The 12,573-nt window shown below is 60.7% G+C and carries 13 protein-coding genes; 10 read left to right on the top strand and 3 right to left on the bottom strand.

Annotated elements, in window-relative coordinates; translation table 11 throughout:
* The first annotated feature begins 525 nt into the window (after window positions 1-525).
* The 5 genes from P406_RS25975 (at window position 526) to P406_RS25955 (ending at window position 6,105) form a co-directional block, all read left to right on the top strand.
* Complete coding sequence (locus tag P406_RS25975) at window positions 526-1,443, top strand: AAA family ATPase (RefSeq protein ID WP_046237764.1); 918 nt, start codon at window positions 526-528, stop codon at window positions 1,441-1,443.
* The gene (locus tag P406_RS25970; RefSeq protein ID WP_046237763.1) at window positions 1,413-2,396 is read left to right on the top strand and encodes a DUF58 domain-containing protein; all 984 of its coding nucleotides are present in this window, start codon (window positions 1,413-1,415) and stop codon (window positions 2,394-2,396) included. The genes P406_RS25975 and P406_RS25970 overlap by 31 nt, the downstream gene beginning before the upstream one ends.
* Window positions 2,393-4,402, top strand: a complete 2,010-nt coding sequence (locus P406_RS25965; protein WP_046237762.1) for a transglutaminase TgpA family protein — start codon at window positions 2,393-2,395, stop codon at window positions 4,400-4,402. The genes P406_RS25970 and P406_RS25965 overlap by 4 nt, the downstream gene beginning before the upstream one ends.
* Before the next feature lie 33 nt (window positions 4,403-4,435).
* Window positions 4,436-5,188, top strand: coding sequence for a CHAD domain-containing protein (locus tag P406_RS25960; protein WP_046237761.1), 753 nt, complete (start codon window positions 4,436-4,438; stop codon window positions 5,186-5,188).
* A gap of 119 nt (window positions 5,189-5,307) precedes the next feature.
* A complete protein-coding gene (locus tag P406_RS25955; protein ID WP_046237760.1) occupies window positions 5,308-6,105 on the top strand; it encodes an acyl-CoA thioesterase in 798 nt (265 codons plus the stop codon).
* 12 nt (window positions 6,106-6,117) lie between these two features.
* Here P406_RS25955 and P406_RS25950 read toward each other — a convergent pair whose 3' ends face one another.
* The 3 genes from P406_RS25950 to P406_RS25940 all read right to left on the bottom strand — a co-directional run bounded on the left by P406_RS25950 (window position 6,118) and on the right by P406_RS25940 (window position 8,867).
* Window positions 6,118-6,360 carry a hypothetical protein gene (locus P406_RS25950; RefSeq protein WP_046237759.1) on the bottom strand — a complete coding sequence of 81 codons (243 nt, stop codon included), beginning with the start codon at window positions 6,358-6,360 and terminating at the stop codon, window positions 6,118-6,120.
* Window positions 6,361-6,467: 107 nt separating this feature from the next.
* On the bottom strand, window positions 6,468-7,943 hold the full coding sequence (locus P406_RS25945) for a methyl-accepting chemotaxis protein (RefSeq protein WP_046237758.1): 1,476 nt from the start codon (window positions 7,941-7,943) through the stop codon (window positions 6,468-6,470).
* Window positions 7,944-8,027: 84 nt separating this feature from the next.
* Complete coding sequence (locus tag P406_RS25940) at window positions 8,028-8,867, bottom strand: TatD family hydrolase (protein ID WP_046237757.1); 840 nt, start codon at window positions 8,865-8,867, stop codon at window positions 8,028-8,030.
* Between the two features lie 180 nt (window positions 8,868-9,047).
* Between P406_RS25940 and P406_RS25935 the strand changes: the two genes are divergently transcribed.
* From P406_RS25935 to greB, 5 genes are all read left to right on the top strand, one after another.
* Window positions 9,048-10,469 carry an MltF family protein gene (locus P406_RS25935; protein ID WP_032702812.1) on the top strand — a complete coding sequence of 474 codons (1,422 nt, stop codon included), beginning with the start codon at window positions 9,048-9,050 and terminating at the stop codon, window positions 10,467-10,469.
* Between the two features lie 112 nt (window positions 10,470-10,581).
* Window positions 10,582-11,016, top strand: coding sequence for a DoxX family protein (locus P406_RS25930; RefSeq protein ID WP_003316619.1), 435 nt, complete (start codon window positions 10,582-10,584; stop codon window positions 11,014-11,016).
* 244 nt (window positions 11,017-11,260) lie between these two features.
* On the top strand, window positions 11,261-11,569 hold the full coding sequence (locus P406_RS25925; protein WP_003316620.1) for a hypothetical protein: 309 nt from the start codon (window positions 11,261-11,263) through the stop codon (window positions 11,567-11,569).
* 104 nt (window positions 11,570-11,673) lie between these two features.
* Window positions 11,674-12,003: a hypothetical protein gene (locus P406_RS25920; RefSeq protein ID WP_046237756.1), complete on the top strand. Its 330-nt coding sequence runs from the start codon at window positions 11,674-11,676 to the stop codon at window positions 12,001-12,003.
* Between the two features lie 47 nt (window positions 12,004-12,050).
* Window positions 12,051-12,524, top strand: a complete 474-nt coding sequence (gene greB, locus P406_RS25915) for a transcription elongation factor GreB (RefSeq protein WP_003316622.1) — start codon at window positions 12,051-12,053, stop codon at window positions 12,522-12,524.
* Window positions 12,525-12,573 lie beyond the last annotated feature (49 nt).

Below are 12,573 nucleotides of genomic sequence, written 5' to 3'. Positions count from 1 at the left end.
CACGACGCTCTTCCGATCTCGAAAACACCCCGGCCCTGTGTGAGTGTTTCACATCGCCCGAAAACACCCCGTACCTGTGGGAGCGAGCTTGCTCGCGAAAGAGTTTGCACAAACGCCGAAAATGCATCGACTGAAACACCGTCTTCGCGAGCAAGGTCATCAGTGCCGCATGGCATTCGCATGGCTTGAGACACAGCCAACCTGTGTGAGTAATCCACATGGCTCGAAAACACCCCGTACCTGTGTGAGTGTTTCACATGGCCCGAAAACACCCCGTACCTGTGGGAGCGAGCTTGCTCGCGAAGAGGCCAGTAAAGCCCCTGAAAATGGGGCGTCTGGAAAATGACTATCGTGCTAACGCGTTGACATGCCGTTAGTGACGCTCTGCGTCACAAATCTTCAGCTTGGCGAGACGGTAGGCCTAACCAACTCTGGCGAAACGGCCTACGCTCACTTTAAAGTGTTCGGACACTGGCATCGCTTGCAGTCCCACAGTCATGAAGCAGTTGCCGGAAGGGGCTTTCGATGGGTAGAAAACTCGATGCGTGCCTGAGCGCGATCAATGAGGTGGTGCTGGGCAAGGAGGCGCAGGTACGGTTGGCGATGACGTGTCTGGTCGGCGGCGGGCATTTGCTGATCGAGGACTTGCCGGGGATGGGCAAGACCACGCTCAGTCATGCGCTGGCGAAAATTCTCGGTCTGAGTTATCAGCGCATTCAGTTCACTTCTGACCTGCTGCCAGGTGACATCCTGGGGACTTCGGTATTTGATCGGGACAGTGGGCAGTTCACCTTTCATCCTGGGCCGATTTTCGCCGAGTTGGTGCTCGCCGACGAGATCAACCGCGCCACGCCCAAGAGCCAGAGCGCGTTGCTGGAAGCCATGGAAGAAGGGCAGGTGTCGATCGAGGGCGCGACGCGTCTGTTGCCCGATCCATTCTTTGTGATCGCGACCCAGAACCCGTTCAGTTCCGGCGGTACTTTTGCCTTGCCCGAGTCGCAACTGGACAGGTTCATGATGCGTATTTCCATGGGCTACCCAGCCAGAGCCGCAGAGAAAGCCTTGCTGCTGGGCGAGTCGCGCCGCGAGCTGTTGCCGCGTCTGCAACCGATTCTGGACCACGCCCAGCTTGGTCAGCTCCAGGCGCAGGCGCGGCAGGTGCGCGCCAGTGACGCGCTGGTGGATTATGTCTTGCGACTGGTCGAGGCGACGCGCAGTCAGCCGCAGTTCGCTTACGGACTTTCACCCAGGGCGAGCCTGGCGGTTCTGGCCGCTGCAAGGGCCTGGGCAATGTTGCTGGGGCGTGATTACGTGATTCCCGAGGATGTGCAGGCGGTGCTGCCGTCGGTGATCGGCCACCGCTTGCGTGAACGCAGCGATCCGACCGGGCATGGTGGCGGTGCGCTGGTGCAATGGCTGTTGCGCGAGGTGCCCGTGCTTTGATCGAACCGCTCAAACCGCTCTGGCAACGCTGGCTGTCGAGGCGAATTCCTCCAGCGTCACGCATTACCCTCGACCACCGGCGCATTTTCATCATGCCGACACGCACCGGCATGATTTACGCGTTAGTGCTGGTGCTCATGCTGCTGGTGGCGATCAATTACCAGAACAGCCTGGCCTACGGGTTGACCTTTCTGTTGCTGTCGATAGGCGTGCTGGCCATCCTGCACACCTACCGCAACGTCAGCGGTCTGATTCTGAGTGCGGGCGTTGCGCGTTCGGTATTTGTCGGCGAGCCGGTGCAATTGCGCCTTCGCCTGGAAAGTGCCGGTCAGGCTCACCATGCATTGGGGTTGGGCTGGAGCGCGACAGCGTTGCAGTCAGGCGACGTGCTGCCTCGCGGCTTGACCGACCTGGAGCTGACACTGCCCGCCGAAAAGCGCGGTTGGCTGCGTGCGCCAAGGCTGCGCATCGAGAGTGTGTTTCCGCTGGGCATTTTTCGCGCCTGGAGCTGGCTCGATCTGGAGCAGAGCGCCTTGGTCTATCCTCGGCCCTTGTCCGGGACCATGCCGCTGCTCAAGGGCGTGCAGCCGCATGCCGAGGACGATGGTCATGCCACCCAAGGGGCCGGTGTTGATGATTATCAGGGCCTGCGCAGCTACCAGCCGGGTGACAATCGCAGTCGCCTGCACTGGAAAGCGTATTCGCGCGGGCAGGGGCTGCTGATCAAGGATTTTACCGACCTCAGTGGTCATGACCTGTGCCTGGACTTCATGGCGCTGGGCGGGGATATCGAAGAGCGCCTGTCGCGCCTGTGTTACTGGGTGCTGGAGCTGTCGCAACGGCAGCAGCCGTTTGCCCTGCGGCTACCGGGCTTTCTTTCGACGGTGGACAGCGGTGATGCACACCGCGAAGTCTGCCTGCGCGCCCTCGCGCTGTATGGCCATCGACCATGAACGACAAGGTCCAGGCAGTTCCCGCCGCGCCCATTCCGCGTGTCAGCCTGACCTGGCTGCTGGTGGCGCAGGCACTGGTGGTGCTGCCGTTCGCGTTGCATGTCCCGGTGTCGATCATGATCCTCTGGCTGGGCTGCACGGTGTGGCGCGTTCAAGCGTTCCGCATGCGCGTGCGCTTGCCTGGCACCTGGGTCAAGTCCGGGCTGCTGGTGGGCACCGCAGGTGGCGTGTATCTGGCGCGCGGCAGCCTGGTCGGGCTGGATGCCGGGGCTGCGTTACTGGTGGCGGCATTCGTTCTGAAAATGCTGGAAATGAACAATCGCCGTGACGCGCGCGTGTTGATTTTTCTCGGTTTCTTCTGCGTGGCGGTTGGCTATCTGTTCGAAGACAACCTGCTGTGGGCGCTCTTCAGTCTGCTGCCGGTCAGCGCGCTGCTGGCTGCGTTGATCGGCCTGCAACACTCGGACCTGGCCGGCAGGTCGGCCGACACGCTCAAGCTGGCATTCAAGCTGATGGCGCAGGCGCTGCCGTTGATGCTCCTGCTGTTTCTGTTCTTTCCGCGTCTGGACCCGCTCTGGTCGCTGCCGCAGCCGAGCAACAAAGGCGTCACCGGCCTGTCGGACAACATGGCACCCGGCGACATGGCGGAACTGAGCAAATCACCTGCGCTGGTGTTCCGCGCCAGTTTCGAAGGGCCGATCCCGGCGCGCAGCCAGCTGTACTGGCGCGGTCTGACCCTTGAGCAGTTCGATGGACGTCGCTGGTCGCAGTCGGCCCGCGCCCAGACCGTACAGATAGCGCAGTGGCAGAAACGCGGTGAGCCGCTGGCCTACAGCGTTGTCATGGAAGCCAGCGGCCGGCCCTGGCTGCCGAGCCTCGACGTGGCAGAAACCACGTTGCCGGACGCGCGGCAGATGAGCGACTTCCGCTTGCAGCGCAGACGCCCCGTCGAGCAGTCGCTGCTGTACGCCGTCAACTCATGGCCGCAAAGTGTCCGGGATCCGCTGTCCAGCGAGCAGATCCAGCGTCAGGACCTGCAATTGCCTGCCAAGGGCAATGATCAGGCGCGGCAATGGGCCGATGACCTGCGTCGCCGCTACACCACGCCAGACGCCATGGTCGCGGCGATGCTCGGCTATTTCAGCGATCAGCCATTTCACTACACCCTCAAGCCGGTGCCACTGGGCAATGACAGCATCGATGAATTCCTGTTTGCCAGTCGTCAGGGGTTTTGCGCCCACTATGCCGGTGCCATGACCTTTGTCCTGCGCGCGGCGGGCATTCCGGCGCGGGTGGTGGCCGGGTATCAGGGCGGCGAACTGAACCCCGACGGGCAGTACCTGACTGTTCGTCAGTTCGACGCGCATGCCTGGGTGGAATACTGGCAGCCGGGCGTTGGCTGGCGCAGCGTCGACCCGACTGCCGCCGTGGCGCCGCAACGTATCGAGCAAGGCCTGGAGCAGGCGCTGGCGGCGGACGAAGCGTTTCTGCAGGACTCGCCTTATTCAGCGTTGCGCTACCGCAACGTGCCTTGGGTCAACGCCCTGCGCCTCAGTTGGGATAACCTCAATTACGGCTGGCAGCGCTGGGTGCTGGGCTATCAGGGACAACAGCAGTTACAAATTCTCGGTCGCTGGTTTTCAGGCTTCCAGGCGCCGGTTTTTGTCCTGGGAACCCTGTTTTCACTGGGCCTGGTGGCGTTATGGCTGTTCAAACCCTGGCAACGCGAAAGCGACTCGCAACTGCGCGTGTTCAACGCATTTGAACGCTTGCTCGCCCGCCATGGTCTGCGTCGTATGCCGGGTGAAGGGGCTGACGCATTCTGCCGCAGGGCGGTGCTCTACTTTCCGCAGCATGCCGAGGCCATTGAAGGTTTCATCCGCGAATTTCAAGCGCAGCGCTACGCTGGGCGGCTGGCTTCGGCAAGCCGCTTGAGGCAGGCACTGAGCACGTTGCGCCGGGTTTTGCCATGGAGGTTGTCAGCCGTCAGGGACAGGCACTCATGAATCAGTTTGTCGAAGGGGAATTGCATGTCTTCAATGGTGGATCATCTGGTCGCCGAAGTGCTGGCGCTGGATGTCAAATTGCTCGCGTGTCAGGCACGTCTTGCCGTTTCGACTGACAGCGAAGCGCTGCACGATTTACGTACCACGGTGCGCCGTCTGCGCAGCGTACTGCGGCCCCTGCGGGAAAACCCGAGTGCCGCAGAGCTGGAAGAGGCGGCCAAGGCGGTCGGCCAACTGACCACGCCGCTGCGTGACATGCAGGTGCTCGCCGGGTTTCTTGAAGAGCAGGGTTTGAACGAGGCCGCGTTCACACGCAACCGCTACCTGGAAAGCGCCTGCCCAAAGGTCGCCGGCTCGCCCGAGTTGACCCGTCTGCTCAAGCTGATTGACCGGTTCCCGGAGATGCTGCGCCTGCAACAGCGCCAGGGCATGTTGCGTGGGCTGCGCAAGACCATAGAAAAACGCATGGACAAGCAATGGCACAAGTTGCGTGTGGCCATCGCCGAGCCGGGGCACGATCGGCATGACCTGCGTTTGCTGATCAAGCGCGTGCGTTACGCTGCCGAAGCCTATCCGCAACTCAGCCATCAGCCGAAAAACATGCGGGCCCGACTCAAATCCGCACAAGGCGAACTGGGCGACTGGCATGATCATCTGCAATGGCTGGCGCAGGCTGCGGAACAACCTGATCTGGCTCCCTGCGTGCCGGGCTGGCAAATCGGCATAGTAGGTGCCGAGCGCAAGGCCGAAGCGTCGCTCAAACGCTTGGCCAAGGCTTGTTTCTGATCCAGTGATTTTTCATGAGGCAGGTCATTCAGGCCGCAAAAATGGCCATTATGCGGCCTGTCGTTAACTAAGAGGATGGTTATCATCCATCCACTTGTGTGTTGACGTGTGGAGTGAGCATGACCTTTTCTGAACTGATCGATGCGCTGCGTCGCGATCCGCACTCTGTCACGATCCCTGCCGAATGGTCGCAGGGGCGTGCATGCTTTGGCGGGCTGATGGCTGCGCTGACCTACGAAGCGATGCGTGCACAGGTGCCGGAAGGGCGGCCGGTTCGTTCGCTGGCGATCACCTTTGTCGGGCCGGCCGCGCCCGGTGTACCGATTGCTTTCGAGGTCGACATCCTGCGTCATGGCAAGGCAGTCAGTCAGGTGCTGGGACGCGCCATGCAGAACGGTCAGGTAATGACCCTGATACAAGGCAGCTTCGGTGCCCCTCGGGAATCAATGATCACCTTTTCCGCGGAGGCCGCGCCGGTCCTCAAACCGGTTGAACAATGCCCGGAGTTGCCGTTCGCTAGCGGCGTAATGCCTGACTACCTGCGTTTCATGGATATCCGCTGGGCGTTGGGCGGCATGCCGTTCAGCAATACCCCATCGCCGGCGATAGGCGGCTACGTGCGCTTTCGCGGTGAGCCGCACGCCACGTCCATGAGCGAAGCGCACATTCTGGCGCTTGTGGACACCTGGCCGCCTGCGGTATTGCCGCATCTGGACAAGCCGGCCCCCGGCAGTTCATTGACCTGGACCATTGAGTTCGTCCAGCCGCAGCCATCGCTCGATACCCTGCAGTGGTGCAGCTATCGCGCAGTCATCGAGCATGCCCGCGATGGCTACGGCCATACCGCCGCGGCATTGTGGAGCCCCGACGGCGAGCTGATCGCAATCAGTCGCCAGACGGTCACCGTGTTTGGCTGACCGGCAACCGTATCAAGGTTTGCGGACGGCCCGTGCAGCGTTCTGGCGCTGAAAACCCAGCGCCGCCACCAGGCCAATCACACCGATTGCAACCGATGAAAGGCTTTCGGAAAACAGGCCGTTGAGGATCAGCAGGGCCGCCAGAATGAATAGCGGTACGGCTATCAGGTACAGGGCCAGACTGGTCGAGTGCTCCTGACTGTCGTTGCTGTCACGCCATTGATTCAATTGCAGATCGGAAAGTGGCTTGCTCATGATGCGGTCCTCTTCAGGTAACGCGTAAAGCGTCGTTCAATGCCTGAAGGATAGGCCCGCGCGCAGAGGGCTGACGAGTCAAGCCTGTCTATCGCGGCGATAGCCTGTTACAGCTTGAGCTGGCCAATGGCGGCATTCAGTTCGCCTGCCAGCGTAGCCAGCTCGTCACTGGTGCTGGCCGAGTCAACTGTCTGGATCACCGTGCGTTCGGTGACATCGCGGATACTCACCACTGCACGGTTCATCTCCTCGGCGACCTGACTTTGCTGCTGGGCCGCGACGGCGATCTGCGTATTGCTTTCGCGCATCTGTGCCACGGCACCGGCAATCGCCGCCAGCGCATCACCGGCTTCCCGAGCCTGCTGCACGCATTCGTCGGCTTTGTACGAACTTTCCTGCATGAAATCCACGGCATCGCGGGTGCCGCTTTGCAGGGTCGAGACCATCGTGGTGATTTCATCGGTGGAGGTCTGCACCCGTTTTGCCAGATTGCGTACCTCGTCGGCGACCACGGCAAACCCCCGACCCATTTCCCCGGCGCGTGCGGCTTCGATGGCTGCGTTGAGGGCGAGCAGATTGGTTTGTTCGGCAATGCTGTGGATGACGTTGACCACGCCGTTGATCTTCTGGCTGTCTTCGGCCATGCGCTGGATCATTTCCGCCGTTTGCTGCACGCCGCTGGAAAGCCCCGCGATGGACACCTGCACACGGTCGACCACTACTTTGCCGCTGCCCGCCAGTGCGTCAGCCGTCTGCGACTGATCGCGGGTGGCTGTAGCGTGCTGGGCAATGTGATGGACCGTGGCCGTCATTTCGTTGATGGCCGTGGCCACCTGATCGGTTTCGCTTTGCTGACCGAGCATGCCTTGGCGCACCTCCTTCATGCCCGCCGCCAGATGCGCTGCGCCCTGATCGAGGCGGCCAGCGGTTTGCGAAACAGTGTTGACCACTCGCTGATAACCGGCCTGCATGGCATTGAAGGCCTTGGCCATCTGCCCGACCTCATCGTCACTGCGGTTGGGAACACGGGCCGCCAGGTCGCCGCTTTTTTCGACGTGCAGCATCACGTCTTTGAGTGCGTTGAGCTGGCTGAGCAGAAAGCGAATCAGCAGCTGCGAGGCACAGAGCATCAATAACATCAGCACAAAAACCGCAATCGCGTAGTGCGTGAAGCGATCCAGCAGGATTTGCATGAAGGTCGGGGTGAATGCCAGTAGCGCAATCCGTTGCTCGGCGCCTCGGGTGATGATCTGCGCACCGCTCAGCCATTGATCGCCAGCGGGCTTGTCCAGCGTCACCCAGTCGCGGGCGTCAGCCAGTTCAGGCAGCGCAAGGCCATCGACGACCGGTGTCTGACCCTGGCGGTAAGTCAGCAATGTATCGCTGGAGGGCAGCGCTGCGTCGACGGGCCATGCGGCCAGCAGGCGCGCCTGCGCTTGTGCTGCCTGACGCGACGCATCCGTGCGCGCGTGTTGTTCAGTTTGCATGGCGTACAGCACCAGCAACAGGGTGGTGACAAAAGCGACCGCGTTGACGGCCCAGAACTTATATTTCAGTGACAGGTTGCCAAGCCATGAGCCCATGAGTGGTCTTCTTCGGTGATCGGTTGAGATAGCAGCAAGATGCCATCACTGTGCCTCAGCCAACGAAGAGAGCCTTGATGCGGGTCAACAAAGCTGCAGATTTTCATCCTCTGAGGTGTCCTTCAGCACCGGCAAGGCAAAAAACTGCCGCGCGCAATCAGTGCTGTGGCGTGCGAGGTCTTCCTGCGTTTCGCCCCGGTGCAAGGCTACTTCGCGCAAGACTTCCGGCAGGTAAGCCGGCTCGTTGCGACCGTTTTTCGGCTTGGGACGCAGGCTGCGTGGCAGCAGGTAGGGCGCATCGCTTTCCAGCATCAGCCGGCCGCGAGGGATGTTGCCCACCAGCGCATGCAGGTGGGTGCCGCGTCGTTCGTCGCAGATCCAGCCGGTGATGCCGATATGCAAATCAAGGTCCAGGTAACTGAACAGCGCGGCGCGCTCGCCTGTAAAGCAGTGCACGACTGCCGCGGGCAGGCGGTCGCGGTAGTCGCGCAGAATCTCCAGCAACCGCTGGTTGGCGTCGCGCTCGTGGAGGAACACCGGTAATTGCAGTTCCACGCCCATGGCCAAGTGCGCCTCCAGGACCTTTTCCTGTTGGGGGCGAGGCGAGAAATCGCGATTGTAATCCAGGCCGCATTCACCCACGGCGCGAACGCGATTTTCCTTGAGCAGGGCATGCAACTGTTTCTCGGTGTCGCCGGTCCAATCGCTCGCTGAATGCGGGTGGATTCCCGCCGTGCAGAACAGGCGTTGCGCGCTTTCATCCAGCTCGTGACACAGCTGCAAGGCGTGTTCGCTGCCTTCGACACTGGTGCCGGTCACCACCAGTTGTTCGACGCCTGCGGCGTAGGCGCGGTCGAGTACCGCCTGTCGCTGCGAGGCGAAGCTTGCGTTGGTCAGATTGACGCCGATGTCGATGAGTTGCATGGTGCTACCTCCAGCTGAAGGCTGCCGAGCATACCAGAGCTCTGGCCACAACAAGAAAACGCTGGGTATTCAAGCGATTGAACCTGAGGGTTCAACGATTTCCTTCGCTGTTCGGCGCTGCTGCGTGACCTCAAGATTTCCTTTTTCCTGTTTCTTTCCGGCATTGCCCTGGGGAAGTGAATGATCCGATCCGCGCTTGTGTCTTTGATGTGCCTGTTACCGCTGCTGCCCTTGCAGGTTTCTGCTCGTCAGACCGGTCCCGAGGTCGTGCAGCACACGGTGCAGGTGCGCGATTTGCCGGCGATTCGCAGCAGCAAGGTGCTACGCGTACTGGTCAATCAGAGCCGTAACAGCTCCGGCGACGTCAAGGGTCAGGAAATCGGCGTCGAATACCATCGCCTGCAAGCTTTCGAGCAGTACCTCAACAGCCATTCCCGTACCGGGCAGAAGATCACGATCAAGGTTATCCCCAAGGCCAAGAACCAGCTGCTGACGGCCTTGCAGCGCGGAGAAGGCGACATGATCGCGCCCGGTGAGCTGCTCGATGTCAGCGACGCCAAGGGCATTCAGGCCAGCGCACCGATCGTGCACGATGTGCCTCTGGTGCTGGTCGGCGTTCGTGGTCAGCGCAGTGTGCGCCGTGTGGATCAATTGTCCGGAAAGACCCTGAGCCTGCCCACCGGCAGTGCCGCCGATGAAGCCCTGCATCAGGTCAATCGACAACTGGAGCTGCGCAAGCTGCCCCTGGCAAAAATCGAATGGGTCGACCCCAGTCTGGCTGTCGAGGATGTGCTGGAAATGGTCCAGGCCGGGATTTACCCGATGACGCTGGTCGAGCAGCCGATTGCCGAGCGCTGGGCGAAGATCATGCCCAAACTGCGCATCGAACGCGGCCTGACCTTGCAGACCCACGGGGATATCAGCTGGTTCGTTCGTGACAACGCCACCCAGCTGCGGGCCAGTGTCGACGATTTCCTCAAAGACTATAAGCCGTCGGCCCAGCAGGATCAGGTGTTCGCCAACGCGTACAAGAACACCTACAAGGTCAACAACCCGTTGGTGCGCAACAACCTGCAGCGTCTGGAACAACTGCGTCCGATGCTGCAACGCCATGCCGATGCACAGGGCATGGATTGGCTTGACCTGGCAGCCCTCGCGTTCAAGGAATCCAAACTCGACCCGTCTGCCAAGGGCAGTGGCGGCGCGACAGGCCTGTTGCAGATCACGCCTTCGGCAGCGAAAAGCGTTGGCGTGCCGAGCATCCAGAGCGCTGACGACAACATTCGAGCCGGGTCGCGCTACATGGCGCTGATCCAGCGCAAGTATTTCTCCAGTAAGCGGGTCAACGAACGCGAGCGCATGGCATTCGTGATGGCCGCCTATAACCTGGGGCCTGAGCGCGTGCAGGGCATGCGCGAGGAAGCGCGGCGTCGCGGGCTGAACCCGAACCAGTGGTTCTTCCAGACCGAGCGCGTGGCGATGGAGCAGGGCGGTGCCAATGTCGTGGCGTTCGTGAACAGCGTGAACAAGTACTACCTGGCCTTTGATCGCGAGCGCGACTCGCTGGAAAAGAGCGGTCCCAAATCTGCGATAAAACGCTAAAGATCGATTTATTCGATTTTTATACGCCGTTATTTGCGGTTTTTACATGAGCGAATTTGATTATCATGGCGCCACTCGCTGTTAATCACCCATCACTCACGGAAAGTCCTCCATGAACACATTGATCAAGTCGGTCCTCACCACTCGCGCCGGTTACGGCCTGACTGTCCTGCGCGTCATCGTCGGTATCGCGTTCATCGCGCACGGCAGCCAGAAACTGTTCGGCGCCTTCGGTGGTTATGGCCTGGAAGGCACTGCGCAGTACATGGAAAGCCTGGGCCTGACGCCGGGTTACCTGATGGCGCTGATGTCGGGCAGCGCCGAATTCTTTGGCGGCCTGGGCCTGCTGCTGGGGCTGCTGGCTCGTCCCGCTGCGGTCGTGGTGATCCTGCTGTTGCTGGTGGCGATCTTCACCGTGCACATCCACAACGGCTTCTTCATGGCCAACAACGGCTACGAGTACGCGCTGGCACTGCTCGGCGGTGCCGTGGCAGTACTCATCGAAGGTGCAGGCAAGTTGTCGCTGGACCGTATCATCGCCCGATAACCGGCTACGCTTGCTGTGCAAGGCCCGCTCTTGTAGCGGGCCTTGTGCGTTTGCAGGCTCCTGCCATGAATGGCAATTGACAATGAATGGGACGTTTCTCTAGGATGCGTGCTCAAGCGCCGATTTAACAACTACTTGCGGGGCGCCTGGCAAGGCTGAAGTCTTGTCGAAATACCGCTAAAACGTTGGTTCGGTGTTGCCTCTCACCGCTGCCCAGCGGATCTTGCGAGGCAGAGAAACCACCATGAACAACCTGCGCCCCCTCATTCGTCTTTCCCCGATCAGCACGGTCTTGTCCCGCAAGAACCCGAAAATCCTCCTCAGCGGTTCCCATCAGCCCACGTTGTTGCGCTATCTCGACGGCTGGCCGCGTCGGCGTGGTGGCTCCTGTGCGTTTCTGATTCAGTTCGCCGAGACCCACCAGTCGCTGAGCCATTTTGCCGACGATCAATTCGACCTCGCCGTGGTGCAATCGCCGCAGGCAGATGATGTCGGGCAGGTGATTCATGACCTGACCCGCATCGCCCGGCAGGGCCTTATTACGCTGGGTTGAATCGCCTGAGTCAGCCAATTGGCATAGAAGGCATATTGCTGGCCCCCGACGCGTGAACGGACAGGCAAAATCGCCGCCTTATCAAAGGATTAGGTGGTTTTCGCATGCGTTTGGTCTATTGTGCTCTGGCGTGCCTGACGCTTTCCGGGCTGGCGTTTTCCGCACAGGCCAGAAACGCCACGGAAAACGAGCGTTATCTGTGTCGTTGGGGCTCGGCCATTGCGGGCGGTGCGCAGGCCTCCAAGTTGTCAGGCGTTACTCGCTATGGCGCGCGGCAGAAGCTGCAGGCGCGCAAGTTTGCCAAACAATGGATGCGACCCATGGCATTGCGCATCACGGAACAGACCTACGACAGCGAGTCGCGGCTCAAGCCTGATGCGGTGACCAAGGTCTATTACGACGGCTGCATCCAGCATGAGGTGGCGCGACGTTGAGTCTTTGTCGCCTGTCGAACTGATTTTTGCCGGGCCGGAGAAACTTCTTGAGTACAAAGATCATCACCCGAGACGGGCATGAAGCCCTGAAGAAAGAACTTGACTACCTGTGGCGAGAACACCGGCCCGACATTACGCAAAAGGTCGCCTGGGCGGCATCGCTCGGGGATCGCAGCGAGAACGCCGATTACCAGTACAACAAGAAGCTGCTGCGCGAGATCGACCGACGCGTGCGTTACCTGCGCAAGCGCCTCGAAGACATGCGTGTCGTGCAGTACTCCCCCGAGCAGGAAGGGCGGGTGTTCTTCGGTGCCTGGGTCGAGATCGAAAACGAAGCGGGCGATCTCAAGAAATTCCGCATTGTCGGTTATGACGAAATCTATGGGCGCAACGACTACATCTCCATCGACTCGCCCATGGCCCGTGCCTTGCTGAAGAAGGAAGTGGGCGACGAAGTGCTGGTCAACACGCCCGAAGGCGAGAAACTGTGGTTCGTGAACTCGATTGATTACGAGAAGTGAGGCCGGACGCAGAGCGTCCGGAATTGCATTCTCACGCGGAGCGCTGATC

Origin of the sequence: Pseudomonas syringae pv. coryli str. NCPPB 4273, from assembly GCF_000972175.1 — a bacterium.
Classification (GTDB): Bacteria; Pseudomonadota; Gammaproteobacteria; order Pseudomonadales; family Pseudomonadaceae; genus Aquipseudomonas; species Aquipseudomonas syringae.
This window is presented reverse-complemented; position numbering and strand designations above follow the sequence as displayed.